This window comes from Maritimibacter alexandrii, from assembly GCF_005871115.1.
GTDB lineage: Bacteria > Pseudomonadota > Alphaproteobacteria > Rhodobacterales > Rhodobacteraceae > Maritimibacter > Maritimibacter alkaliphilus.
This window is the reverse complement of sequence record NZ_SWKQ01000009.1, coordinates 1045687-1068126: the sequence shown is the minus strand read 5'-3', so window position 1 is coordinate 1068126 and position 22440 is coordinate 1045687. Positions and strand designations below refer to the sequence as shown.

Annotated in this window: 21 protein-coding genes; 12 read left to right on the top strand and 9 right to left on the bottom strand. The window is 60.5% G+C overall.

The window, feature by feature from the left end; all coding sequences use genetic code 11:
* Nucleotides 1–2 precede the first annotated feature (2 nt).
* Nucleotides 3–596, top strand: coding sequence for a Smr/MutS family protein (locus FCT00_RS06055; RefSeq protein ID WP_138422236.1), 594 nt, complete (start codon nt 3–5; stop codon nt 594–596).
* On the opposite strand, the gene dnaQ is transcribed toward FCT00_RS06055, so the two are convergent.
* From dnaQ to FCT00_RS06035, 4 genes are read right to left on the bottom strand one after another with little or no spacing between them, the layout of a single operon-like run.
* A complete protein-coding gene (gene dnaQ / locus FCT00_RS06050) occupies nt 593–1285 on the bottom strand; it encodes a DNA polymerase III subunit epsilon (protein ID WP_138422235.1) in 693 nt (230 codons plus the stop codon). The two genes, FCT00_RS06055 and dnaQ, sit on opposite strands and share 4 nt — an antisense overlap.
* Nucleotides 1278–1871, bottom strand: coding sequence for a dephospho-CoA kinase (gene coaE / locus FCT00_RS06045; protein ID WP_138422234.1), 594 nt, complete (start codon nt 1869–1871; stop codon nt 1278–1280). The genes dnaQ and coaE overlap by 8 nt, the downstream gene beginning before the upstream one ends.
* Nucleotides 1868–2701, bottom strand: coding sequence for a shikimate dehydrogenase family protein (locus tag FCT00_RS06040; RefSeq protein ID WP_008332494.1), 834 nt, complete (start codon nt 2699–2701; stop codon nt 1868–1870). Before FCT00_RS06040 ends, coaE begins: the two co-directional genes overlap by 4 nt.
* A complete protein-coding gene (locus tag FCT00_RS06035) occupies nt 2698–3297 on the bottom strand; it encodes a Maf family protein (protein WP_138422233.1) in 600 nt (199 codons plus the stop codon). The genes FCT00_RS06040 and FCT00_RS06035 overlap by 4 nt, the downstream gene beginning before the upstream one ends.
* Before the next feature lie 527 nt (nt 3298–3824).
* Here FCT00_RS06035 and rho point away from each other — a divergent pair.
* Genes rho through FCT00_RS06005 form a run of 6 tightly spaced genes read left to right on the top strand, consistent with a single transcriptional unit; the run spans nt 3825 to nt 10577 of the window.
* Nucleotides 3825–5093, top strand: a complete 1269-nt coding sequence (gene rho / locus FCT00_RS06030) for a transcription termination factor Rho (protein WP_040884862.1) — start codon at nt 3825–3827, stop codon at nt 5091–5093.
* A gap of 26 nt (nt 5094–5119) precedes the next feature.
* Nucleotides 5120–6391 carry a tRNA uridine-5-carboxymethylaminomethyl(34) synthesis GTPase MnmE gene (gene mnmE, locus FCT00_RS06025; protein ID WP_138422232.1) on the top strand — a complete coding sequence of 424 codons (1272 nt, stop codon included), beginning with the start codon at nt 5120–5122 and terminating at the stop codon, nt 6389–6391.
* Between the two features lie 10 nt (nt 6392–6401).
* The gene (gene mnmG, locus FCT00_RS06020) at nt 6402–8279 is read left to right on the top strand and encodes a tRNA uridine-5-carboxymethylaminomethyl(34) synthesis enzyme MnmG (RefSeq protein WP_138422231.1); all 1878 of its coding nucleotides are present in this window, start codon (nt 6402–6404) and stop codon (nt 8277–8279) included.
* On the top strand, nt 8276–8896 hold the full coding sequence (gene rsmG / locus FCT00_RS06015) for a 16S rRNA (guanine(527)-N(7))-methyltransferase RsmG (RefSeq protein ID WP_138422230.1): 621 nt from the start codon (nt 8276–8278) through the stop codon (nt 8894–8896). Before mnmG ends, rsmG begins: the two co-directional genes overlap by 4 nt.
* Nucleotides 8889–9668, top strand: coding sequence for a ParA family protein (locus FCT00_RS06010; protein WP_138422229.1), 780 nt, complete (start codon nt 8889–8891; stop codon nt 9666–9668). Before rsmG ends, FCT00_RS06010 begins: the two co-directional genes overlap by 8 nt.
* A 9-nt stretch (nt 9669–9677) precedes the next feature.
* Nucleotides 9678–10577, top strand: coding sequence for a ParB/RepB/Spo0J family partition protein (locus tag FCT00_RS06005; RefSeq protein ID WP_138422228.1), 900 nt, complete (start codon nt 9678–9680; stop codon nt 10575–10577).
* Here FCT00_RS06005 and hemW read toward each other — a convergent pair.
* Genes hemW through rph form a run of 3 tightly spaced genes read right to left on the bottom strand, consistent with a single transcriptional unit; the run spans nt 10574 to nt 13045 of the window.
* Nucleotides 10574–11731 (bottom strand): radical SAM family heme chaperone HemW, encoded by a 1158-nt coding sequence (hemW, locus tag FCT00_RS06000; RefSeq protein ID WP_138422227.1) that lies wholly within the window; start codon nt 11729–11731, stop codon nt 10574–10576. The genes FCT00_RS06005 and hemW overlap by 4 nt on opposite strands.
* The gene (gene rdgB, locus FCT00_RS05995; protein WP_138422226.1) at nt 11721–12335 is read right to left on the bottom strand and encodes an RdgB/HAM1 family non-canonical purine NTP pyrophosphatase; all 615 of its coding nucleotides are present in this window, start codon (nt 12333–12335) and stop codon (nt 11721–11723) included. Before rdgB ends, hemW begins: the two co-directional genes overlap by 11 nt.
* On the bottom strand, nt 12332–13045 hold the full coding sequence (gene rph / locus FCT00_RS05990; RefSeq protein WP_040884868.1) for a ribonuclease PH: 714 nt from the start codon (nt 13043–13045) through the stop codon (nt 12332–12334). The genes rdgB and rph overlap by 4 nt, the downstream gene beginning before the upstream one ends.
* A gap of 85 nt (nt 13046–13130) precedes the next feature.
* Here rph and hrcA point away from each other — a divergent pair, with 85 nt between their 5' ends.
* Nucleotides 13131–14195: a heat-inducible transcriptional repressor HrcA gene (gene hrcA, locus FCT00_RS05985; protein WP_138422225.1), complete on the top strand. Its 1065-nt coding sequence runs from the start codon at nt 13131–13133 to the stop codon at nt 14193–14195.
* 11 nt (nt 14196–14206) lie between these two features.
* A complete protein-coding gene (locus FCT00_RS05980) occupies nt 14207–14806 on the top strand; it encodes a nucleotide exchange factor GrpE (protein ID WP_138422224.1) in 600 nt (199 codons plus the stop codon).
* Nucleotides 14807–14809: 3 nt separating this feature from the next.
* Here the strand turns inward: FCT00_RS05980 and mutS are convergent, their stop codons facing one another.
* Nucleotides 14810–17434: a DNA mismatch repair protein MutS gene (gene mutS, locus FCT00_RS05975; protein ID WP_138422571.1), complete on the bottom strand. Its 2625-nt coding sequence runs from the start codon at nt 17432–17434 to the stop codon at nt 14810–14812.
* A gap of 92 nt (nt 17435–17526) precedes the next feature.
* Nucleotides 17527–18534 (bottom strand): UDP-glucose 4-epimerase GalE, encoded by a 1008-nt coding sequence (gene galE, locus FCT00_RS05970; RefSeq protein WP_138422223.1) that lies wholly within the window; start codon nt 18532–18534, stop codon nt 17527–17529.
* A 235-nt stretch (nt 18535–18769) separates the two neighbouring features.
* Between galE and FCT00_RS05965 the strand changes: the two genes are divergently transcribed.
* The 3 genes from FCT00_RS05965 (at nt 18770) to FCT00_RS05955 (ending at nt 22423) form a co-directional block, all read left to right on the top strand.
* Nucleotides 18770–21028: an NADP-dependent malic enzyme gene (locus FCT00_RS05965; protein WP_008332514.1), complete on the top strand. Its 2259-nt coding sequence runs from the start codon at nt 18770–18772 to the stop codon at nt 21026–21028.
* Nucleotides 21028–21894 (top strand): ribokinase, encoded by an 867-nt coding sequence (locus tag FCT00_RS05960; RefSeq protein WP_138422222.1) that lies wholly within the window; start codon nt 21028–21030, stop codon nt 21892–21894. The genes FCT00_RS05965 and FCT00_RS05960 overlap by 1 nt, the downstream gene beginning before the upstream one ends.
* A gap of 112 nt (nt 21895–22006) precedes the next feature.
* On the top strand, nt 22007–22423 hold the full coding sequence (locus FCT00_RS05955; RefSeq protein WP_138422221.1) for a DUF7282 domain-containing protein: 417 nt from the start codon (nt 22007–22009) through the stop codon (nt 22421–22423).
* Nucleotides 22424–22440: the final 17 nt, after the last annotated feature.

Sequence of the window (22440 nt, the reverse complement as noted above, 5' to 3'; positions counted from 1 at the left end):
GTTTGGCGCGGCGACCCCGGCATCTGAGTGCCGACGAAAAGGCCCTCTGGGACGAGGTTGCGAAACGGGCGACGCCGATGCATCCGACGCGAACCCAGGAAACGGCGAGCGAGGCATTGGTGTCGAAGCCGAAACCCGCGCCTCCGTCACCGGACATCAAACCTTTTCGGATCGGAACGCGGTCGGACACCAAGCTGCCCTCGAACGATCTGGCGCCGAAGGTCGAAGACAGCGTGGCCCGTGCGCCCGTCGCGATGGATCGGAAACGCTACCAGCAGATGAAACGCGGCAAGCTGTCGCCCGAAGCGCGGATCGACCTTCACGGTCTGACCATGGCGCAGGCGCACCCGCGTCTTCTAGCTTTCATCATGAACTCGGTCGCCGAGGGGCGTCGGTTCGTTCTTGTCATTACGGGTAAGGGCAAGTCGCGACCCGACGACGGCCCGATCCCCGAACGCCACGGCGTTCTGCGGCATCAGGTTCCGCACTGGCTGAACTCGCCACCGCTACGGTCCCACGTCCTCCAGATTTCCGAGGCGAACCGAAAGCACGGTGGTCTGGGCGCCTATTACGTTTACCTGCGCCGACCCCGCTAGGCGAGTTTTGACCAGAGCGACGACGCGCCGAGTTTTTCCACGAATGCCTGATGTGCCGCGCGTTCGTCTTCGGTGATCCGCGATGGCAGGGCTTCCGGTCGGGGCCGGGGGCGCCAATCCTCGGTCTGCGTCGTGTCGGACGTTTGCGATCCGCCACCGCCAAGCACCAGGTCGGGCTGTCGGCCACCGATCAGCTCCAGATAAACTTCGGCCAGAATTTCCGAGTCGAGCAAGGCGCCGTGCAGCGTGCGGTGCGAGTTGTCGATCCCGAAGCGGCGGCACAGGGCATCGAGCGAATTGCCCGCACCCGGAAACTTCTTGCGCGCGATGAGGAGCGTATCGATGGATTGATCCATCGGGATCTGCCGCCGTTTGCACCAGCCAAGTTCGGCGTTCAGAAACGGAACGTCGAAGGACGCATTGTGGATGACGAGCTTCGCGTCCCCGATGAATTCGAGAAACGCATCCGCGATATCGGCGAACACCGGGTAGTCCTTCAGGAATTCCTCGGACAATCCGTGGACCGCGAAGGCCCCCTCCGGCATATCGCGCTGCGGGTTGATGTACTGATGATAGGTCCGGCCCGTTGGCATGTGATTGAACAGCTCGACCGCCCCGATCTCGACCATCCGGTCGCCGGTCTTGGGATCGAATCCCGTGGTTTCGGTGTCGAGCACGATCTCACGCATCAGCCAGTTTCCTTCGGATATCGTCGAGCACAGACTGGACCTGCGCCTGTGCGGCTTCAAGTGTCAGGGTTTCGATGATGTAATCCGCCTTCGCCCGTTTTTCGGCATCCGGCGTTTGTTTCGCGCGAATGCTTTCGAATGTCGCCTCATCCATCGTTCCACGTGCCAGAACCCGCTCACGCTGGACGTCTTCGGGGGCCGAGACGACAACGACCGCGTCCATGGCGGTGTTTCCGCCTGTTTCGAACAACAGCGGGATGTCCAGAACCACCAGATCGGCGGTGGTGTTCGCGAGAAAGGCCGCGCGGTCCTGCGCCACGAGGGGATGAACGATCATTTCGATCTGCTTCAACGCGGAGGGGTCTTCGGCCATCCAGCGTTTCAACGCCGCGCGGCTTACGGCCCCATCTTCGATCACGTCCGGGCGCAAGGCCCGAAACGGCTCGACCGCCGCGCCGCCCGAGGCGTAAAGCCGATGAACCGCGGCATCCGCATCCCAAACCGGAACGCCCGCTTCCGCGAACATCTTGGCCGTCGTGCTTTTGCCCATGCCGATGGAACCGGTCAGTCCGATGATGAAAGTCATGAAGCCGCGGCGATCCTTGCATCTTCGTCATTCGGCGGTCGCTGGCCGAACCACCGTTCGAAACTGGGGGACGCCTGGCAGATCAACATGCCGACACCGTCGGCGACATGACAGCCATAAGCGGCGGCCTGCTGCAAAAACCGGGTCGCAGGCGGGTCGACCGTCAGATCGCAGGCGACCGCGCCCGGCGTCAGCCCGTCCAGCGGCACGCGAAAGTCCGAGTTGCCGCGGGTTCCCAGAGGCGTCGCGTTCACCACCGTCGCGGCCCCTTCCGCCATATTCCCCGCCTTCAGCCAATCGACGACCTCGATCCGGGTGCCGAATTCGCTGCGAAGCTGCTCGGCCTTCGGGCGGGTGCGCGATGTCAGGCGGATCTGTCCGACCCCGACCTCGATCAAGGCCGAGATCACGACGCGGGCCGCGCGCCCGGCGCCGAAAATGGCAGCGGGGCCAAGGCGCGCATCCCACCCAGGCACACTCAGACGGATGTTTTCGATGAAACCGTAGCCATCGGTGTTGTCGGCATGGATTTTCCCATCACGCCGGAAGATGAGCGTGTTCGCACCAGACATCAGCGCAGCGCGGTCCGTGATGATATCGGCATGATCCAGAACGGCCTTTTGGTAAGCCGCCGAGATATGGAGCCCCACGAAACCGGCTTTGGGAAGCGCCGAGATCACATCGCCGATATCCTGCGGCTCGACCGTCAACGGAAGGTAGCGACCGGGAAGCTGCGTCGCCCAGAGCCAGTGGTCGAACAACACCGGCAACCGGCTGGTTTCGCCGGGTGCAAGCATGACCGCTGCTATGGGCGTCGACGCCTCGCTCATGTCTCAAGGTCTCCCCTCAAGATGAGATAGGATATCAACTCGGTCAGCGGCAACCCGAGAACGTTGAAATACGATCCGTCGATCTGCGAGAAGAGCCGGACCCCTTCTTCTTCGAGTTTGTAAGACCCGACCGAGTGCCGGATGCTGTCCCAGTTCCTGTCGACGTAATCCTTCACATAGGCATCGCTCAATTGCCGCATGGTCATGCGGACCATACCGACATGGCGCCAGACGGGTTCGTAATCGTGATAGATGACCGCGGCCGACATCAAGTGATGCGTCTGGCCGGACAGGCGGGCCAGCTGTTCCCGCGCCACTTCGCGCGTCTCGGGTTTGTTCAGAATCTCACCTTTCAGCGCCGCGACCTGATCGCAGCCCAGCACAAGCGAGGTTGGGTTCTTCTGCCCGACCTTGCGCGCCTTGTATTCCGCCAAGGCATCCGCGACGTCGCGCGGTGTCGCTTGTTCGGCGGCCAGACCGGCCCGAATTGCGGATTCGTCGATCCGCGCCGGTTCGACATCGAAGGCGATCCCGGCGTTCGCCAACAATGTCGCCCGAATTTCGGACCCGGATGCGAGGATCAGTCGTGTCGGCATGTTGGGAACCCTGTGGAGAATCCTTGTTTGTTCCTCGTTATGCGATTGTGCGTGGAACGGTGCAATTCCGGCGTTCCGTCTTATCGGCGGGTTTCCGACATTCCGTTCCTCGGCGCGCCAACACGGGACAACCGGGTTCGCCCAAGTTGTGAGTTCCGGGTCCACGAACAGAACGGTCCACGGATTTGTTCACAGGCTGAGTACCACGTAAGTAACTGTTTTTGAATTCATAAACTGGCATCTCACCGGTTTCCGACGGTCTTATCCAACCGCGTTTATTCGTGACGAAAACGCTGCGGACAAGTCGTTAATCCCCAATACCCACAGCTCCTACAATTCAATACAACCCTTTTTCTTTCTTTTCTTTATTAAGGGAGGGCGGACATGCGGGCGAGATTTGCAAAGAACGCCAAGATTGACTTGGAAGGTCCGGTTCCCTATATCCCGCGTCCAAAGGGCCGTCCGGTCCGTGTTTCCCACTCTACAACGCTGACTGAGCCAATGGCTCGTCCTATCGGTGATTTTCCATGACTGAACGCTTGAACCTGTCCGATCTCAAGGCGCAGAGCCCGAAAGACCTTTTGGCGATGGCCGAAGAGCTCGAGATCGAGAACGCCTCGACCATGCGCAAGGGCGAGATGATGTTCCAGATCCTTCAGGCGCGTGCCGAAGACGGCTGGGAGATCGGGGGCGATGGCGTGCTCGAAGTGCTTCAGGACGGCTTTGGCTTCCTGCGCTCGCCCGAGGCGAACTATCTGCCCGGCCCCGACGATATCTACATGTCGCCGGACATGATCCGAAAGCATTCGTTGCGCACCGGTGACACGGTCGAAGGCGTCATTGCGGCACCGGGCGAGAACGAGAACTATTTTGCGATCACCCAGGTCGAGAAGATCAACTTCACCGATCCGGAAACGGCGCGGCACAAGGTGGCCTTCGACAACCTGACGCCCCTGCACCCGGATGAGCGTCTGAAGATGGAAATCGACGATCCGACGATCAAGGATCGTTCGGCGCGTATCATCGATCTGGTTGCACCGATCGGTAAGGGACAGCGTTCGTTGATCGTGGCACCGCCGCGGACCGGTAAGACGGTGCTGATGCAGAACATCGCGCATTCGATCTCGGTCAACCATCCCGAGGTCTATCTGATCGTCCTGCTGATCGACGAACGGCCCGAGGAAGTGACGGACATGAAGCGGTCCGTGAATGGCGAAGTCGTTGCTTCGACCTTCGACGAACCCGCGTCGCGTCACGTCGCCGTTTCCGAAATGGTGATCGAAAAGGCGAAGCGTCTGGTGGAGCACAAGCGGGACGTCGTCATCCTGCTCGACTCGATCACGCGTCTGGGCCGTGCGTTCAACACGACGGTGCCGTCCTCCGGCAAGGTTCTGACAGGTGGTGTGGATGCCAACGCATTGCAGCGCCCGAAGCGGTTCTTCGGTGCTGCGCGCAACATCGAAGAGGGCGGTTCGCTGACCATCATCGCGACGGCCCTGATCGACACCGGAAGCCGCATGGACGAAGTCATCTTCGAAGAGTTCAAGGGTACGGGTAACTCGGAACTGGTGCTGGATCGCAAGGTCTCGGACAAGCGGATCTTCCCGGCGATCGACATCCTCAAGTCCGGCACGCGGAAAGAAGAGCTTCTGGTGGATTCCAAGGACCTTCAGAAAACCTATGTGCTGCGTCGTATCCTGAACCCGATGGGCACGACAGATGCGATCGAGTTCCTGATCTCGAAGCTCAAGCAGACCAAGACGAACGACGAGTTCTTCGACTCGATGAACGCATAATCCTGTTTTAATTCAACAGGTTAACCATGGATACGATCTATGCGCTCGCCTCGGCACGGGGCAAAGCAGGCGTTGCCGTCATCCGGGTGTCCGGCCCGGACGCCTTTTCGGCTGGTGAGGCTTTGGCCGGTGCATTGCCGCCAGCGCGGACAACCGGTCTGCGCACGCTGTGCAACGGAATTGATCCAATCGACGAAGCTTTGGTTCTGACGTTCTCGGAGGGTGCGAGCTTTACCGGGGAACCTGTGGTGGAGTTTCATTTGCACGGATCGACCGCCGTCGTGTCGCGTGTATTATCGACGTTGTCTTCGGTGCCGGGTCTGAGGATGGCGGAGCCGGGCGAGTTCACGCGCCGCGCGATGGAGAATGAGCGGCTGGACCTTGCCCAAGTGGAAGGGCTTGCCGACCTCATCGACAGCGAAACGGAAGCCCAAAGAAAGCAGGCGCTGCGCGTGCTGTCTGGTGCGCTCGGCGACAAGACATCCCGGTGGCGTACCGATCTGGTGCGGGCGACGGCGTTGCTGGAAGCGACGATTGATTTCGCTGATGAAGAGGTTCCGGTCGATGTCTCGCCGGAAGTTCTGGACCTCATTGATAGAACGCTGGACGATGTCCGGTCTGAAACGGCCGGAGCGCGTATTTCGGAACGCATTCGCGATGGGTTCGAAGTTGCGATCGTGGGGGCGCCGAATGCTGGAAAATCCACGCTGCTGAATGCGCTCGCCGGCCGAGACGCTGCGATTACGTCCGAAGTTGCGGGAACGACGCGGGACGTTCTCGAGGTTCGAATGGACCTTGCCGGGCTTCCCGTCACGATCCTCGACACAGCGGGATTGCGTGAGTCGGAAGATGTCATCGAGCGTCTGGGAATCGAAAGGGCGAAGGCGCGTGCTGCGGATGCAGACCTACGGATTTTCCTGTTGTCAGGCGAGGTTCTGCCGATGGACCCGATGGATGGCGATATCGTCGTTCAAGGGAAATCGGACCTCACGGGTACGGGCATTTCGGGTAAGACCGGCGAGGGCTTGGATTTTCTGGTAGAGCAGATCACATCCGTTCTAAGCGAACGGGCGAGCCACGCGGGAACAGCGATCCGGGAGCGTCACCGCGTGGCGCTGAGTACCGCGCAAGTGGCTTTGGAAAACGCTCGAATCGAGGTACAGAGCGGGTCCGAACGTTCCGAACTCGCCGCTGAAGAACTCTGGTCCGCAATCCGCGCTCTCGATGCCCTGATGGGTCGTGTGGACGTGGAAGTGGTGCTTGACGAGATATTCGCGAGTTTTTGTCTGGGTAAGTAGAGAGAGAGGCATGTTTCACGTGGAACATTCTGATTTCGATGTCGTGATCGTTGGTGGAGGCCACGCTGGTGCAGAGGCTGCGGTCGCTTCGGCACGGATCGGCGCGCGAACGGCTCTCGTCACCTTGCGGGCGTCAGATCTGGGCGTCATGTCCTGCAATCCGGCAATCGGTGGGTTGGGGAAGGGCCATCTGGTTCGTGAAATCGATGCCCTCGACGGGATCATGGGGCGTGCGGCGGACTTGGCGGGTATCCAGTTTCGCCTGCTGAACCGTTCGAAAGGCCCAGCCGTTCAGGGTCCGCGTGCGCAGGCGGACCGAAAACGCTACCGCGCTGCGGTCTCAGAACTTGTTTCGGAGCAAGAACACCTGACGGTTGTTGAGGGAGAAGTCGCGGCGCTTGCAATGTCGGGCGAAAAGGTCTCTGGCTTGATCCTTTCTGATGGCTCCGAGATTTCGGCGCGCGCGGTGGTCCTCACGACTGGCACCTTCCTGCGTGGGGTCATCCATATCGGTGATGTCCGTTGGGAAGGTGGTCGCATGGGCGATCGCCCGTCCGTCAGGCTGGCCGAGCAGATCGAGTCCCTCGGCTTGCCGTTTGGCCGGCTCAAGACAGGAACGCCGCCGCGATTGGATGGTCGCAGCATCGAGTGGGGTAAGCTGGAAACTCAACCTGGCGACGAAAATCCCGAGGTTTTTTCTTTTCTGAACACCAAACCGACAGCACGGCAGATCTCGTGCGGCATCACGCACACAAACGAAAGAACGCATGAGATCATTTCGCGGAACCTTGATCGGTCTGCGATGTATGGCGGGCATATCGATGGCGTCGGCCCAAGGTATTGCCCGTCTATCGAGGACAAGGTCGTGCGCTTTTCAGACAAGCCGTCGCATCAGATCTTTCTGGAACCGGAAGGGCTGGACGATCATACAGTCTATCCGAACGGTATTTCGACGTCTCTGCCTGAGGACGTTCAGCAAGCTTATGTCGCATCGATTTCCGGTCTGGAGAACGCGCGAATTTTGCAGCCAGGATATGCGATTGAATACGATTATGTCGACCCGCGCGCCTTGCGCCTGACCTTGGAGCTCAAGAATGTCTCGGGCCTGTATCTTGCGGGTCAGATCAACGGCACAACGGGCTACGAGGAAGCTGCGGCACAAGGCATTGTTGCAGGCTTCAACGCTGCTCGCGCTGCGCTCGGGTATGACGAGGTCATTTTTTCGCGGTCGTCCTCTTACATCGGGGTGATGATCGACGACCTTGTGACGCGTGGCGTGACCGAACCGTATCGCATGTTCACATCGCGGGCTGAATTCAGACTCGCACTTCGGGCCGATAACGCCGACCAGAGATTGACGCCTTTGGCCATCGACCTGGGAGCTGCATCCGCTGAACGGAAAAGGCGTTTTTCCGAGAAGATGGAAAAGCTCGACGCGGCGAAGACCCTGTTGAAAGGCCGCTCGTTCAAGCCGCAGGAAGTCAACGCAGCCGGTGGTTCGGTGAGCGAAGACGGGACACGCCGGACTGGGTTCGATCTGCTGTCGATCCCGGGGATCACATTCGCATCGCTGGTGAAGATGGATGACGTTTTTTCGTCCGTCGATCCCGACACGCGTTCGCAAGTTTCGAAAGATGCATTGTATGCGCGGTATATCGAGAGGCAGGCGCGGGAAGTGGAGGCGCTCCGCCGCGATGAGCACCAAGTCATTCCGAGCGATTTCGACTATGTCGGCCTTGACGGGCTGACGGGCGAGTTGAAGCAGAAGCTTTCCAAAGTTCAGCCGGAAACCCTAGCTCATGCAGGTCGGATCGAAGGTATGACGCCTGCTGCGCTCGCGCTAATTTTGGCGAAAGTCCGGCAGTCCGCGCGAAGGAAATCCGCGTGAACAAAACTGCCTTTCTGGAGGCGGTGAGTGTTTCACGTGAAACAGAGCGGCGGCTCGATACCTTTGCAGAGCTTCTGACAAAATGGAATCGCCATATAAACCTGGTCAGCGCGTCGACGCTGAAGGATTTGTGGAGCCGGCATTTGCTGGATTCCGCGCAACTCCTGTCGCTTGCCGAAGGCCGATCCGGCCTTTGGCTCGATGTCGGCACCGGCGGAGGCTTTCCTGGAATCGTTGTCGCCATCATAGCCGCCGAGGCGCAGCCGGACCTGCGAGTTCGATGCATCGAGAGCGACCAGAGGAAAGCGACGTTTCTTAGGACCGTGGCCCGAGAATGCGGCGTGTCGGTTGAAGTGCTGTCCGAGAGAGTCGAGAAGGTCGGTCCGGCGGGTGCAGACGTGATTTCCGCACGTGCGCTGGCGCCGTTGGACGACCTTCTCGCTTATGCGCTGCGGCATCTGAAACCCGGAGGTTTGGCGCTGTTTCTGAAAGGTGCGGGATACAGGGAAGAGCTTGAAACCGCTCTTGTAAACTGGCGTTTCCAAGTCGATACATACCCCAGCAAGACCAATCCGGACGCGGTCGTCCTGAAGATCGGAGATATCGAACGTGCCTGACGCCAAGATCATAGCGGTGACCAACCAGAAAGGCGGCGTCGGAAAAACCACGACCGCGATAAACTTGGGCGCAGCTCTGGCGATGAAGGGGAACAAGGTCCTCATCGTCGATCTCGACCCGCAGGGTAACGCATCGACCGGGCTTGGTATCGAGCCGCAGGATCGTGAAAGCACGACATATGATCTGTTGTTGGAGGAGTCGCCGCTCGAGTCCGTCGTTCTCCAAACCGAGATCGACAACCTCTGGATTGCTCCGGCGACGACGGATCTGTCTTCGGCGGATATCGAGTTGGTCGCGAATGAGAAACGGTCGCATCTGCTGCATGATTCCCTGCGTGCACCGACCGCCGAGAGGTTGGGGTTGGACTACATCCTGATCGATTGTCCGCCCTCTCTGAACCTGCTCACCGTGAACGCGCTCGTCGCTGCTCATTCCGTCCTTATCCCGCTGCAATCCGAGTTTTTCGCACTTGAAGGCTTGAGTCAGCTTATGCTGACGATCCGCGAGGTGCGCGAGGCGGCGAACCCGAAACTGAGGATCGAAGGCGTCGTGCTGACGATGCACGACATGCGCAACAACCTTGCGCAGCAAGTAGAGGCGGATGCGCGGGACACCCTTGGAGAATTGGTCTTCAAGACCGTGGTTCCAAGAAATGTCAGGGTTTCGGAGGCGCCGTCTTTCGCCATGCCGGTGATTTCCTACGATCCGAGTTCCAAGGGCAGTCAGGCGTATATTTCATTGGCACAAGAACTGATGGCGAAGGCCGGGTAGGAGGCAGACATGGCAACGAAGAAACCGAACCGCGGATTGGGGCGCGGGCTTTCCGCACTCATGGCCGATGTTCAGCCGGATGCCGAAGTGGCACATGTTGGGTCCGAAGGGCAAAGAAAGCCCGATATGTTGATTCCAATTGAGAACGTGGAAGCCAACCCAGACCAACCGAGGCGCAGGTTCACGCCCGAAGGGTTGGAGGATCTGGCCAACTCGATCCGTGAGAAGGGGATCATCCAGCCTCTGATCGTCAGGCCGCACCCCACGAAAGAGGGCGCGTATGAGATCGTCGCCGGCGAACGCCGGTGGCGTGCGGCTCAGGTCGCCCAGTTGCATGAAATTCCCGCGATTATCCGTGGCTACAACGATAACGAAGCGCTGGAAGTCGCGATTATCGAGAATATCCAACGCGCGGACCTCAATCCAATTGAAGAGGCCGCAGGCTATCGCGATCTGATGGAGAAGTTCGGGCATACGCAGGAAAAGCTGGCGGAGGCCCTCGGGAAATCGCGGTCGCACATCGCCAATATGATGCGTCTGCTGAATCTGCCGGAAGAAGTGCTCGAGATGGTCGTGGATGGACGCCTGTCTGCGGGCGCCGCGCGGGCGATTATCACAGCGGAAAATCCGGTAGAGCTTGCGCGTCGTGCTGTGAAAGAGGGGCTTTCCGTTCGCGATATCGAACGTCTGGCGAAATCTCCCACATCACCGAAGAAGCAGTCTACCCCTGCCCAGAAGGCCCAAAAGGACGCGGACACGGTGGCGCTTGAAAAGTCGCTTTCTGCTGCATCGGGCATGAAGGTTTCGATCGACCATAAGGATGGCGACGATCAGGGGACCGTGACGATCCGGTACGCAACGCTCGATCAATTCGACGATCTGTGCCGCATGCTCGGCGGTGAAGTCTAGCTTGGCAAAAGCTCGCGTATGACCGCGTTCAGGATGGCGCGGCCAGATCGTGTCGGGGCGAGGTAACGGTTGTTCAGGCTCAGGTAGCCATTCTTGACGAAGTCCTGAAGAACCATTTCATCCAGCTGCTCACCGGATATAGCCTCGTATCGGTCTAGATCTAGTCCCCGCGTGGTGCGCAGACCCATCATCAGGTATTCACCGGCTTGGTCCGCGCGATTCAAGGCTTCGCGACCAGCCTCGCCGTTGTGCTTTAACGCTTGATCCAGCCATTTCGAAGGCGACAATTCGGTCCAGGTGGTCCAGCGTCGACCTCCAAGGCTCAGGCGCCCATGTGCGCCCGGGCCGATGCCGATGTAGTCACCAGCCGACCAGTAGATCAGGTTATGCCGAGATTCTTGGCCGGGTTTGGCGTGATTAGAGACTTCATAAGCCCACAGTCCGGCATCTTCGCAGATGTCTTGTGTGGCAAAATACATATCCGCAGACAGATCTTCGTCCGGCAGGCCCCGCAGCTTTCCGCGCGCGAACCGATCTCCGAATGCGGTGCCGTCCTCGATGGTGAGTTGGTAGAGCGACAGGTGATCCGGCTCAAAACCCACCGCCCGTTCAAGTTCAGCGGTCCAGTCTTCGAGTGACTGGTCCTGACGTCCGTAGATGAGGTCGAAATTGATCCTGTCGAACGTCGAACGCGCGACGTCCAAAGCAGCCAAGGCCGTTTCAACGTCATGGAGCCTGCCGAGCGCCTTCAGATCCCGGTCATTCAGGGCCTGAAACCCCATCGAAACCCGGTTCACGCCCGCCGCTGCATAGCCAGCGAAGCGTTCGGCTTCCACCGAGCTTGGATTCGCTTCGAGCGTGATTTCAATGTCGTTCGCGGGCGTCCAGTGCCCGGCGACAGCATCCAGCACCGCACCGACGACGGCGGGGTCCATCAGGGAAGGTGTCCCGCCGCCGAAGTAAACCGAGCTCAGGACACGGTTCGGGGTTTCGCGTGCATAACGCTCCAACTCGGCAAGATAGGCGGCCTGCCAGTCGGCCATTTCGATTTGTGAGGACACATGGCTGTTGAAGTCGCAGTAGGGGCACTTGGCGGCGCAGAACGGCCAATGGATGTAGAGGCCGAAACCGCCCTCTCTCCAATTATCGGTCAAAGCAGCCCTCTACCAGCTTGGCGAATGCGACGGCCCTATGACTCATCTCGTGCTTCTGTTTCGGGTCCATCTCGCCGAATGTGATGTCGAAACCGTCCGGGATGAAGATCGGGTCGTATCCGAAACCCTGATCGCCGCGCATCGGCCATGTCAGACGACCGGACACACGGCCCTCGAAAATCTCGTCATGCCCATCCGGCCAGGCGAGGCACAGCGTGCAATTGAACGACGCCGTGCGGGGTTCGGCTGCGCCTCGTTCGTCGAGAAGATCCCACGTCTTTCTCATGGCCATGGGAAAATCGCGACCGTCCGGTGTCTCGGCCCAGTCCGCCGTATAGACCCCGGGGGCACCGTCGAGCGCATCGACCATGATCCCACTGTCATCCGACAATGCGGGCAATCCGGTTGCCTTCGCCGCGAAGTGGGCCTTGATCCGGGCGTTCCCGGCGAACGTGTCCTCGGTCTCATCCGGTTCTTCGAGCCCGAATTCCGATGCCGAGGAACAGGTCACGCCAAACGGCTCAACCAAGGCGGCGATTTCGCGCAGCTTGCCTTTGTTGTGCGAGGCGATGACCAAACGGTCGTCGGTGAACGCGCGGGTCATGCCACGGCGGCCTTTTGTGCGGCCACCAGCTCTGCAACGCCCTTTTCGGCAAGACCCATAAGGTCATCCATCTGAGCGCGGGAGAAGGTGGAACCTTCGGCCGACATCTGCACCTCGATCAATCGCCCGGTTCCCGTCATGACGAAGTTCCCGTCAACACCGGCTTCGCTGTCCTCGGGGTAGTCGAGGTCGAGAACGGGCTGACCGGCATAAATGCCACAAGAGACGGCGGCGACCGGATCGATCAAGGGGTCCGACACGATGTCGCCGGCCTTCATCAGTTTCTGAACCGCAAGGCGCAGAGCGACCCATCCACCGGTGATCGAGGCGCAACGCGTGCCCCCGTCGGCCTGAATGACGTCGCAATCGACCGTGATCTGACGTTCGCCAAGCGCCTGCCGATCGACACCCGCGCGCAGCGAACGACCGATAAGCCGTTGAATTTCCACGGTTCTCCCGCCTTGCTTGCCTGCGGTCGCCTCGCGCCTCATACGCGAAGATGTGGACCGCGGCAGCATTCCATATTCGGCGGTGACCCATCCCATGCCGGTGTTGCGAAGCCAGGGCGGCACGCGCTCTTCCAACGATGCGGTGCACAGCACATGCGTGTCGCCGACCTTGATCAGGCAGGACCCTTCGGCATGTTTCGTGACGCCCGTTTCAATTGAAATCGGGCGCAGTTCATCTACATTCCTGCCAGATGGGCGCATGGCGTATCCTTCCTGATTTTTCTGCGGCGTGGGTGTCACGCCGCCATGAAAAAAGCAAGGGCGGCCGCCCGGTGGAGAGAATGGCATGACCGACGGGTCACCCAGACTGGACGAACTGAACGACCGATCGCGTGAGGTGTTTCGGCGGCTGGTCGAGGCTTACCTTGAAAGCGGTGATCCGGTCGGCTCGCGCACCCTGACGCGCACCTTGTCGGAAAAGGTCTCGGCGGCGACGATCAGAAACGTCATGCAGGATCTCGAATACCTCGGGCTGTTGAATTCCCCTCACGTCTCAGCCGGTCGCATCCCGACCGAACTTGGCCTGCGCATGTTCGTAGACGGCTTTCTCGAAGTCGGTGATCTGACCGAAGGCGACCGCGACAAAATTCAGGAAACGCTCGGCTCGAACTCCGCCGATGTTCCGGCGTTGATGAGTTCGGTCGGCAAGGCCCTGTCCGGCATCACGTCCGGCGCGAGCCTTGTGCTCACACCGAAGTCCGAAGCGCCGATCAAGCATATCGAATTCGTAAGCCTTGGCGTGGACCGCGCGCTCACCGTTCTGGTCTTTGCAGATGGTCAGGTCGAAAACCGGCTGTTCACCCCACCCAAAGGCCACACGCCCAGTTCAATGCGGGAAGCTGCGAATTTCCTCAACTCGCTGGCCGAAGGGCGGACGCTGTCCGAACTGCGGGAGGTGATCTTGCGCGAGGTCGAAAAGCGACGGCGCGAAGTCGACGAGGTCGCGCGCGCTCTGGTCGAAAGCGGGCTTGCGGTCTGGAACAAGGATGGTGCCGGAACCGATCGCCTGATCGTGCAGGGGCGGGCGAATCTGATTACCGACCCAGCGGACGAGGCCGAGCTTCACCGGATCAAGAGCCTCTTCGATGACCTCGAACGTAAGCAAGACATCGCCGAGTTCCTCGAACTGGCGGAAGATGGCGAAGGTGTGAGGATCTTTATTGGCTCTGAGAACAAACTTTTCTCACTTTCCGGTTCCTCTCTGGTGGTTTCTCCATATATGAACGCTGACCGAAAGATCGTCGGTGCGGTTGGGGTCATCGGACCCACCCGGCTCAACTATGGGCGGATCGTGCCGATCGTGGATTACACTGCGCAGCTGGTCGGGAAACTGATCTCCGACCGGGGGTAATGAGGGAAAGAATGGCCGACCCGAAGAAGAAAGAGCCGCTCGAGGATATCGAGGCTGCAATCGAAGAAATCATGGCGGATCAGGGCAAGTCCGATCTGCCGGAAGACGAAGACGTGGCACCGGAAACCGATCCGCTCGAAGAGGTGGACGAAGTCGAGGCGCTTCGCATCGAGCGCGATCAGCTCAAAGACAAATTCATGCGGGCCTTGGCGGATGCCGAGAATGCGCGCAAACGGTCCGACCGGGATCGGCGCGAGGCCGAGAATTACGGCGGATCGAAGCTCGCCCGTGACATGCTGCCGGTCTACGACAACATGAAGCGCGCTATGGAAGCGATTGACGACGATCTGCGCGAAAAAGCCTCGGGCCTGACCGAAGGTCTGGAACTCACCATGCGCGAGCTGCTGAACATCTTCTCGAAACACGGCATCCGCATTCTTGCGCCCGAAGTGGGCGACAAGTTCGACCCGATCGAGCACGAAGCCATGTTCGAGGCGCCCGTGCCCGGCACGAACAAAGGCGAGATCATTCAGGTGATGGCCGAAGGCTTCATGCTGCACGACCGTCTGCTTCGCGCGGCGCAAGTGGGCGTGTCGTCCAATCCGGGCTGACGCCTAGTCGTTCTCGAGCGATTTCAACTCGTATATTAGATCCAGCGCCTCGCGGGGCGTCAGCTCGTCGGGATGAATTCCGGCGAGCTTTTCTTTGAGAACGGAAGGCGCCGTTCTCACCGGGGCGGACTGCACGGGAACGGCCGAGAACAGCGGAAGATCGTCGATCAAGGCCTTCTGTGCCGCGCCGCCTTCGCGTTCGCCTTTCTCAAGCGCGTCCAGCACGATCCGGGCCCGGTCAATCACACTCGACGGAAGCCCGGCCAGCTTCGCCACCTGCACACCGTATGAACGGTCGGCCGCCCCCTTGATGACCTCGTGCAGGAAAATCACCTCGCCGTCCCATTCCTTGACGGCGATGGTCGCGTTGTCGACACCGTCCAGCTTCCCGGCCAGTTGGGTCAGCTCGTGATAATGCGTCGCGAACAGGGCGCGGCATCGGTTGGTTTCGTGCAGATGTTCCAACGTCGCCCAAGCGATGGACAAACCGTCGTACGTCGCAGTCCCGCGTCCGATCTCGTCAAGGATCACAAGCGCATGGTCGTCGGCTTGATTGAGGATCGCTGCCGTCTCTACCATCTCGACCATGAAGGTCGACCGACCGCGGGCCAGATCGTCGGCGGCGCCAACGCGCGAGAACAATTGGCTGACAATGCCGACCCGCGCCGATGTCGCAGGCACGAAACTTCCGGCTTGAGCGAGAAGCGCGATCAGGGCGTTCTGGCGAAGGAATGTGGACTTACCCGCCATGTTCGGCCCGGTCAAAAGCCAGATGTCGGCCCCGTCTGACCCGTCCGCCAAGTGGCAATCGTTGGCGATGAACGGATCGCCGCCCTGCGCACGAAGCGCCCGTTCGACGACCGGATGCCGGCCCCCCAGAACCTCGAACGCGCGCGAATTCTCGACAACGGGCCGACACCAGTCTTCGCTGGCCGCAAGTTCAGCCAGCGCCGCTGAAACGTCGAGCTCGGCAAGACCACGCGCCGCGTCACCAAGCGCCGCTGCGTTGGAGAGGACTTCGGCTTTCAGGCTGTCATAGAGACGCTTTTCGATCTCCAACGCTCGGTTTCCGGCATTCAGAATCTTGGTCTCGAGTTCCGACAGATCGACGGTCGTGAAGCGAACGGCATTCGCGGTCGTCTGACGGTGAATGAACGTCTCGGACAGCGGCGCCGACAGCATCTTTTCCGCGTGGGTCGCCGTGGTTTCGATGAAATACCCAAGGACGTTGTTGTGCTTGATCTTGAGCGACGAAACCCCGGCCATCTCGGCGTATTTCGCCTGCATTCCAGCGATAACGCCGCGCCCCTCGTCGCGAAGGGTCCGCGCTTCGTCCAGTTCCGCGTCATAGCCCGCGGCAATGAAACCCCCGTCGCGAACCAGCAGAGGCGGGTCGGCCACGAGAGCACGATCCAACAACCCCACGAGCGCATCGTGTCCGGTCAAAGACATCCCGGCCTCATGCATCAGCCTTGGCGGTTCAACCGAAGAAAGCTGCGCGGCGATCTCAGCCGCTGCCGCAAGACCATCACGAATGCCGGTCAGGTCGCGCGGACCGCCACGGTCGAGGGCTAGGCGAGAGACGGCGCGATCGATATCCGGCACCTTGCGCAGCGCGTCGCGCAAATCGGCCCGAAAAAGACTCTCGTCCACCAAAAACCCAACCGCTTCAAGACGGCTCTCAATCGTATCGAGGGTTCTTGACGGGCTGGAAAGACGGCGTTCGAGCAAGCGTCCGCCACCAGCCGTCACCGTCTTGTCGATTGTCGAAAGCAACGATCCGTCACGCCCACCTGCAAGGGCATGAGTCAGCTCCAGATTTCGGCGCGTCGCGGCATCGATCTGCATCGCGGCTTGGCTGATTTCAACGACAGGCGGGCGCAGAAGCGGGAGTTTGCCCTTTTGAGTGATGTCGAGATACTCGACGATCGCACCCAATGCCCCCAGATCCGCCCGCGAAAAGGTGCCGAATGCGTCCAGTGTCGACACGGAAAACAGATCGCAAAGGCGTTTCTCGGCACCCGTGCTGTCGAACGCCGCCCGACCGAGCGGTGTGATCGCCGCACCAAGATCAGTGACCAACTCAGCCAATTCGGCTTCAGACGACTCGCTGACGACGACTTCGCGCGGTGCAATGCGCGCGAGTTCAGGGCCAAGGCGGGAGCGGGGACATTGCATGATCCGAAACGCGCCTGTCGATATGTCGACCCACGCCAGCGCACCCTCCTCCCGAACCTCGGCGAATGCGGCAAGGAAATTGTGACGCCGGGCGTCGAGCAGAGAATCCTCCGTCAGCGTTCCGGGCGTGACCAGACGCACCACATCGCGTTTCACGACGGACTTGGAACCGCGCTTCTTGGCCTCGGCGGGATCTTCCATCTGCTCGCAAACGGCGACCCGGAACCCCTTGCGGATGAGCGTTAGCAGGTAACCCTCGGCGGCGTGGACGGGCACGCCGCACATGGGGATGTCGTCGCCCAAGTGTTTGCCACGCTTCGTGAGAGCGATATCCAGCGCCTCGGCCGCCGCGACCGCGTCGTCAAAGAAAAGCTCATAGAAGTCGCCCATGCGGTAAAACAGGAGAGCATCCGGATAGCCGGATTTGATCTCAAGAAACTGCGCCATCATGGGCGTTACGGCAGCGTTGGCAGTGTTCACGCGGGTCCCCCGACCGACAGGCTTTGGCGGAATCTATCGGGCACGGCGAGGGGTTGAAACCCCTAGCTGTTGCGGATGCGCGAGACCCAGTTCCACGATGTCTGGCACATGTCGTCCAGACCGCGCTTCGCCTCGAACCCAAGGTAATCGCGCGCGGTGGTCGGGTCGGCATAAAAGCAATCGATGTCGCCTGCGCGACGTGGCGCGATTTCGTACGGCAACGCTTTGCCACAGGCCTTTTCATACGACTTCAGCATGTCGAACACGGAATATCCCGTGCCGGTGCCGAGGTTCACGACATGCGTGTCGCCCTCGTCGATCAGTTTGTTCACGGACTGCACATGGCCCTGGGCCAGATCGACGACGTGAATGTAATCGCGCACCCCGGTTCCGTCGGGCGTGTCGTAGTCGTTTCCGAACACGTTCAGATGCGGAAGCTCCCCTGTCGCCACTTTCGCGATATACGGCATGAGGTTGTTTGGAATGTCGTTCGGGTCTTCGCCGATAAGGGCGGAATCGTGCGCGCCGGCGGGATTGAAGTAGCGCAGGACGCCATAGGTCCAGCGATCGTCCGACTCCTTCAATTGGCGCAAGAGGGTTTCGCAGATCACCTTGGTTTGGGCATAGGGCGACACCGGTGCGATCCTGTGATCTTCGGTATAGGGCAGCGAGACCGGTTCGCCATAGACGGTCGCGGTCGAGGAAAAGACGACCCGGAAAACCCCGGCGTCCTTCATCGCCATCAACAGGTTCGAGAACCCGGTGCAATTGACCTCGAAATAGTCGAGCGGCTTTTGCACGCTTTCGCCCACGGCCTTGAGTGCGGCAAAGTGAATGACGGCGTCGAATTGATGGCGCCGAAAGACGTCGGCAAGAAACGCCTTGTCCAGCACATCGCCCCTGTAGCAGGTCACCGGCCCATCGGTGATGGATTGAAGCCGTTCCACCACATCGGCCCGTGCGTTGGAGAAGTTGTCGACAATCACGACCTCATGCCCGGCCGATACGAGCTCCACATAGGTGTGAGATCCGATGTAACCCGCACCGCCGGTAAGAAGGATTGTGCCCATTGTGATCCCCTGCCTGATTCGGACCAAATCTAGTATGGGCGGGGGTGAAGTTCACGCCGGAAGGGCGATTTCGGTGGGACATACGGGTGCATACGAATATTGCGCTTGAACCCGCTCGCCATTTACGAAAATGTCGCCAAGCCCGAAGAATGGCGAATTAAAGAAACGGGATAGCGGTTGAGGCGGCAAAGCGCCCCGGCTAGAGAAGCCCGGACGACAGGAAGGGACGACCAAAATGCCGCAAAAGCCCAAGATCACGCGCGAAGAGGCGCTTCAGTTCCATATCGAACCGCGCCCGGGCAAGTTCGATATCGCGCCGTCCGTGCCGATGACGACCCAGCGTGACCTGTCGCTTGCCTACTCGCCCGGTGTGGCCGTCCCGTGCGAAGCGATCCACGCGTCGCCCGAGACCGCGTATGACTATACCAACAAGGGCAACCTCGTCGCTGTCGTCTCGAACGGGACTGCCGTTCTGGGCCTCGGCAACCTCGGCGCGCTTGCGTCGAAACCCGTGATGGAGGGCAAGGCGGTGCTCTTCAAAAGGTTCGCGGACGTGAACTCGATCGACATCGAGTTGGACACCGAAGACCCGGACGAGATCATCAATGCGGTTCGATTGATGGGGCCGACGTTCGGCGGCATCAACCTTGAGGATATCAAGGCGCCCGAATGCTTCATCATCGAACAGCGGCTCAAGGAAGAGATGGATATTCCCGTCTTCCATGACGACCAGCACGGGACGGCGGTGATCTGTGCCGCCGGGCTTATCAATGCGCTGCACATTTCGGGCAAGGATATCGCCGATTGCCGCATCGTGTTGAACGGGGCAGGGGCGGCGGGGATCGCCTGTATCGAACTGCTCAAGACGATGGGGGCCAAGCACGACAACTGCATCGTCTGCGACACCAAGGGCGTGATTTTTCAGGGTCGCACCGAGGGCATGAACCAATGGAAATCGGCCCATGCGGTCAAGACCGACCTGCGCACGCTCGAAGAGGCGATGGTGGGCGCCGATGTGTTCCTCGGCGTGTCGGTCAAAGGGGCCGTGACGCAGAAAATGGTGTCTAGCATGGCGGAAAACGCCGTCATCTTCGCGATGGCGAACCCGGACCCGGAGATCACGCCGGAAGAGGTACACGATGTCCGCGAGGATGTGATCGTCGCCACGGGTCGCTCGGACTACCCGAACCAGGTCAACAACGTCCTGGGTTTTCCCTATCTCTTCCGTGGTGCGCTCGACATCCATGCGCGGGCCATCAACGACGAGATGAAGATCGCCTGTGCCGAGGCTTTGGCCAAACTCGCCCGTGAGGATGTGCCGGACGAAGTCGCCATTGCCTATGGCAAGAAGCTGACCTTCGGACGCGACTACATCATTCCGACTCCGTTCGATCCGCGTCTGATCTACACGATCCCGCCCGCTGTGGCGAAGGCCGGGGCCGACAGTGGCGCGGCGCGGCGGCCGATCATCGACATGCACGGGTATGAGAACCAGCTCAAGGCGCGGATGGACCCGACCGCCTCGATCCTTCGGTCGATCAATGCCCGTGCGCGCGCCGCGCAGGCCACGATGATCTTTGCGGAAGGAGATGATCCGCATGTTCTGCGGGCCGCTGTCGCCTATCAGCGCAACGGTTTCGGCAAGGCGCTGGTCGTCGGGCGCGATTCCGATGTGAAGGAGAAACTCGAAGGTGCGGGGCTCGCCGATGCCGTCGCCGAACTCGAAGTGGTCAATGCCGCCAACACCCATCACCTCGCGACCTACAAGGCGTTCCTCTATGAACGGCTTCAGCGCGCTGGGCATGATCGCAAAGACATCCATCGGCTTGCCGCCCGCGACCGGCACGTTTTCGCGTCGCTGATGTTGGCGCATGGTCACGGTGACGCGCTGGTCACCGGCGCAACCCGGAAATCGGCGCATGTGCTGGAACTCATCAACCACGTCTTCGATGCCCGGCCACAGGATGGCGCGGTCGGTGTCACCGCGCTGCTTCACAAGGGTCGGATCGTGCTCATCGCGGACACGTTGGTTCACGAATGGCCGGAGGCCGAAGACCTCGCCAATATCGCCGAGGGCGCTGCGGCCGTGGCCCGCGACCTTGGGCTTGAACCTCGGGTCGCCTTCGTGTCGTTCTCGACCTTCGGTTACCCGATTTCGGAACGGGCCGAGAAGATGCACGAAGCTCCGGGTATCCTCGAAGCGCGGGGCGTGGATTTCGAGTATGACGGGGAAATGACGGTCGATGTCGCGCTCAATGCCGACGTGCTGTCCCACTATCCGTTTTGTCGTCTGTCGGGACCGGCGAACATCCTCGTCGTGCCTGCCCGTCACTCGGCCTCGATCTCGGTCAAGCTGATGCAGGAAATGGCCGGCGCCACGGTGATCGGCCCGATTTTGACGGGTGTTCAGAAACCCATTCAGATCTGTTCCACCACATCGACCGCGAACGACATTCTGAACATGGCGGTTCTCGCGGCCTGCAAGGTCGGCTGATGACGATCTTCAATCTCGGGTCCATCAACGTCGACCATTTCTACCGGGTGCCGCATCTGCCGGTTCCGGGTGAGACGTTGGCGGCCACGGGTTACGACTTCGGGCTTGGGGGGAAGGGCGCGAACCAGTCGGTTGCAGCCACCAAAATGGGGTCGAGGGTCGTTCACATCGGCATGGTCGGGCCGGACGGATCGGGGCGCGACATGCTTGCCGAGTTCGGCGTCGATGTGCGGTTTGTGGGGACCGACGGATCGGTGACGGGGAACGCCTGTGTCTATGTCGACGGCGAAGGCGAAAACCTGATCGTCGTCCTGCCCGGCGCGAACCACGAACAATCGCTCGACCTGATCGAAGGCGCTTTGGCCGAGGCGGGGCCCGGCGATCACTTCATGCTCCAGAACGAAGCGACGCTCGGCGCGGACGCCGCCCGTCTGGCGAAGGCGCGGGGGTGTTTCGTGGTCTATTCCGCTGCACCGTTCAAGGCCGGGAAGGTGGCCGAAATGCTGCCCCTCGCCGATCTCGTGGTGGTCAACGACATCGAGGCGCAGCAATTGGCCGACCATCTGGGTTGCGACATATCCGATCTTCCGGTGTCCAATCTCATCGTCACGCACGGCGCCAAAGGGGCGATATGGCGGGGGGCAAAGACTTTTGAGCAGCCCGCCTTCCCGGTCGATCCGGTGGACACGACGGGGGCCGGGGACTGCTTCATCGGGGCCGTGGTCGCGGCGCTGGATCAGGGCCGCCCGGTTCCTGAGGCGCTACGCTTCGGTGTCGCCGCCGCAGCACTACAGGTGACGCGGCCGGGAACGGCGCAGGCGATGCCCGACCGTGCTGAGGTCGAAGCACTCCTTCGAGGTGAGTGATCTGACGCTTCCGTGATCCCGCGTGATCGCAAACCTGAAACTTTTCTGATCGTCCTACGTGTGTTCGGGGGACTGCGGGCAGACGCAGTTTGAAACCAACAGGAGACGATTCATGAAATTCGCATTTGCTACCGGACTTACCGCTGCCGCCCTCGCCACGACCGCTTTCGCTGCCAGCCACGAAATGGCTCCGATGGTGGAAGCATCCGACCAGTCCGTCGAAAACGGCGTGGTGTCGGCCGATATGGTGAACGCGCCCGCGAACGGCTGGCTCGTCGTGCACCGCACCGACAGCGAAATGGCCCCCGGCCCGGTCGTGGGATACGCCCCGCTGCGCATGGGTGAAAACGCCGATGTCGCTGCCATCCTTCAGGAGGACGTGGCACCGGGCGACATGCTCATGCTGATGATCCACTCGGAAGAGGGCGGCATGTCGACGGGTGTTTTCGAATACACGCTCGGCGCCAAGGAAGACGGCCCGATCCGCGTGGACGAAAACCTCGTCATGAAAACGATCACCGCGCAATAACGCGACGATTTGTTAAC

Coding starts and splice junctions, on each gene's coding strand:
- galE (WP_138422223.1), bottom strand. CDS start 18,534: ATGGGCACAATCCTTCTTACCGGCGGTGCGGGTTACATCGGATCTCAC.
- rph (WP_040884868.1), bottom strand. CDS start 13,045: ATGCGCCCATCTGGCAGGAATGTAGATGAACTGCGCCCGATTTCAATT.
- coaE (WP_138422234.1), bottom strand. CDS start 1,871: ATGACTTTCATCATCGGACTGACCGGTTCCATCGGCATGGGCAAAAGC.
- FCT00_RS05965 (WP_008332514.1), top strand. CDS start 18,770: ATGCCGCAAAAGCCCAAGATCACGCGCGAAGAGGCGCTTCAGTTCCAT.
- FCT00_RS06035 (WP_138422233.1), bottom strand. CDS start 3,297: ATGCCGACACGACTGATCCTCGCATCCGGGTCCGAAATTCGGGCGACA.
- rho (WP_040884862.1), top strand. CDS start 3,825: ATGACTGAACGCTTGAACCTGTCCGATCTCAAGGCGCAGAGCCCGAAA.
- FCT00_RS05960 (WP_138422222.1), top strand. CDS start 21,028: ATGACGATCTTCAATCTCGGGTCCATCAACGTCGACCATTTCTACCGG.
- hrcA (WP_138422225.1), top strand. CDS start 13,131: ATGACCGACGGGTCACCCAGACTGGACGAACTGAACGACCGATCGCGT.
- mutS (WP_138422571.1), bottom strand. CDS start 17,434: ATGATGGCGCAGTTTCTTGAGATCAAATCCGGCTATCCGGATGCTCTC.
- mnmG (WP_138422231.1), top strand. CDS start 6,402: ATGTTTCACGTGGAACATTCTGATTTCGATGTCGTGATCGTTGGTGGA.
- FCT00_RS05980 (WP_138422224.1), top strand. CDS start 14,207: ATGGCCGACCCGAAGAAGAAAGAGCCGCTCGAGGATATCGAGGCTGCA.
- mnmE (WP_138422232.1), top strand. CDS start 5,120: ATGGATACGATCTATGCGCTCGCCTCGGCACGGGGCAAAGCAGGCGTT.
- FCT00_RS06005 (WP_138422228.1), top strand. CDS start 9,678: ATGGCAACGAAGAAACCGAACCGCGGATTGGGGCGCGGGCTTTCCGCA.
- dnaQ (WP_138422235.1), bottom strand. CDS start 1,285: ATGCGTGAGATCGTGCTCGACACCGAAACCACGGGATTCGATCCCAAG.
- FCT00_RS05955 (WP_138422221.1), top strand. CDS start 22,007: ATGAAATTCGCATTTGCTACCGGACTTACCGCTGCCGCCCTCGCCACG.
- rdgB (WP_138422226.1), bottom strand. CDS start 12,335: ATGACCCGCGCGTTCACCGACGACCGTTTGGTCATCGCCTCGCACAAC.
- FCT00_RS06040 (WP_008332494.1), bottom strand. CDS start 2,701: ATGAGCGAGGCGTCGACGCCCATAGCAGCGGTCATGCTTGCACCCGGC.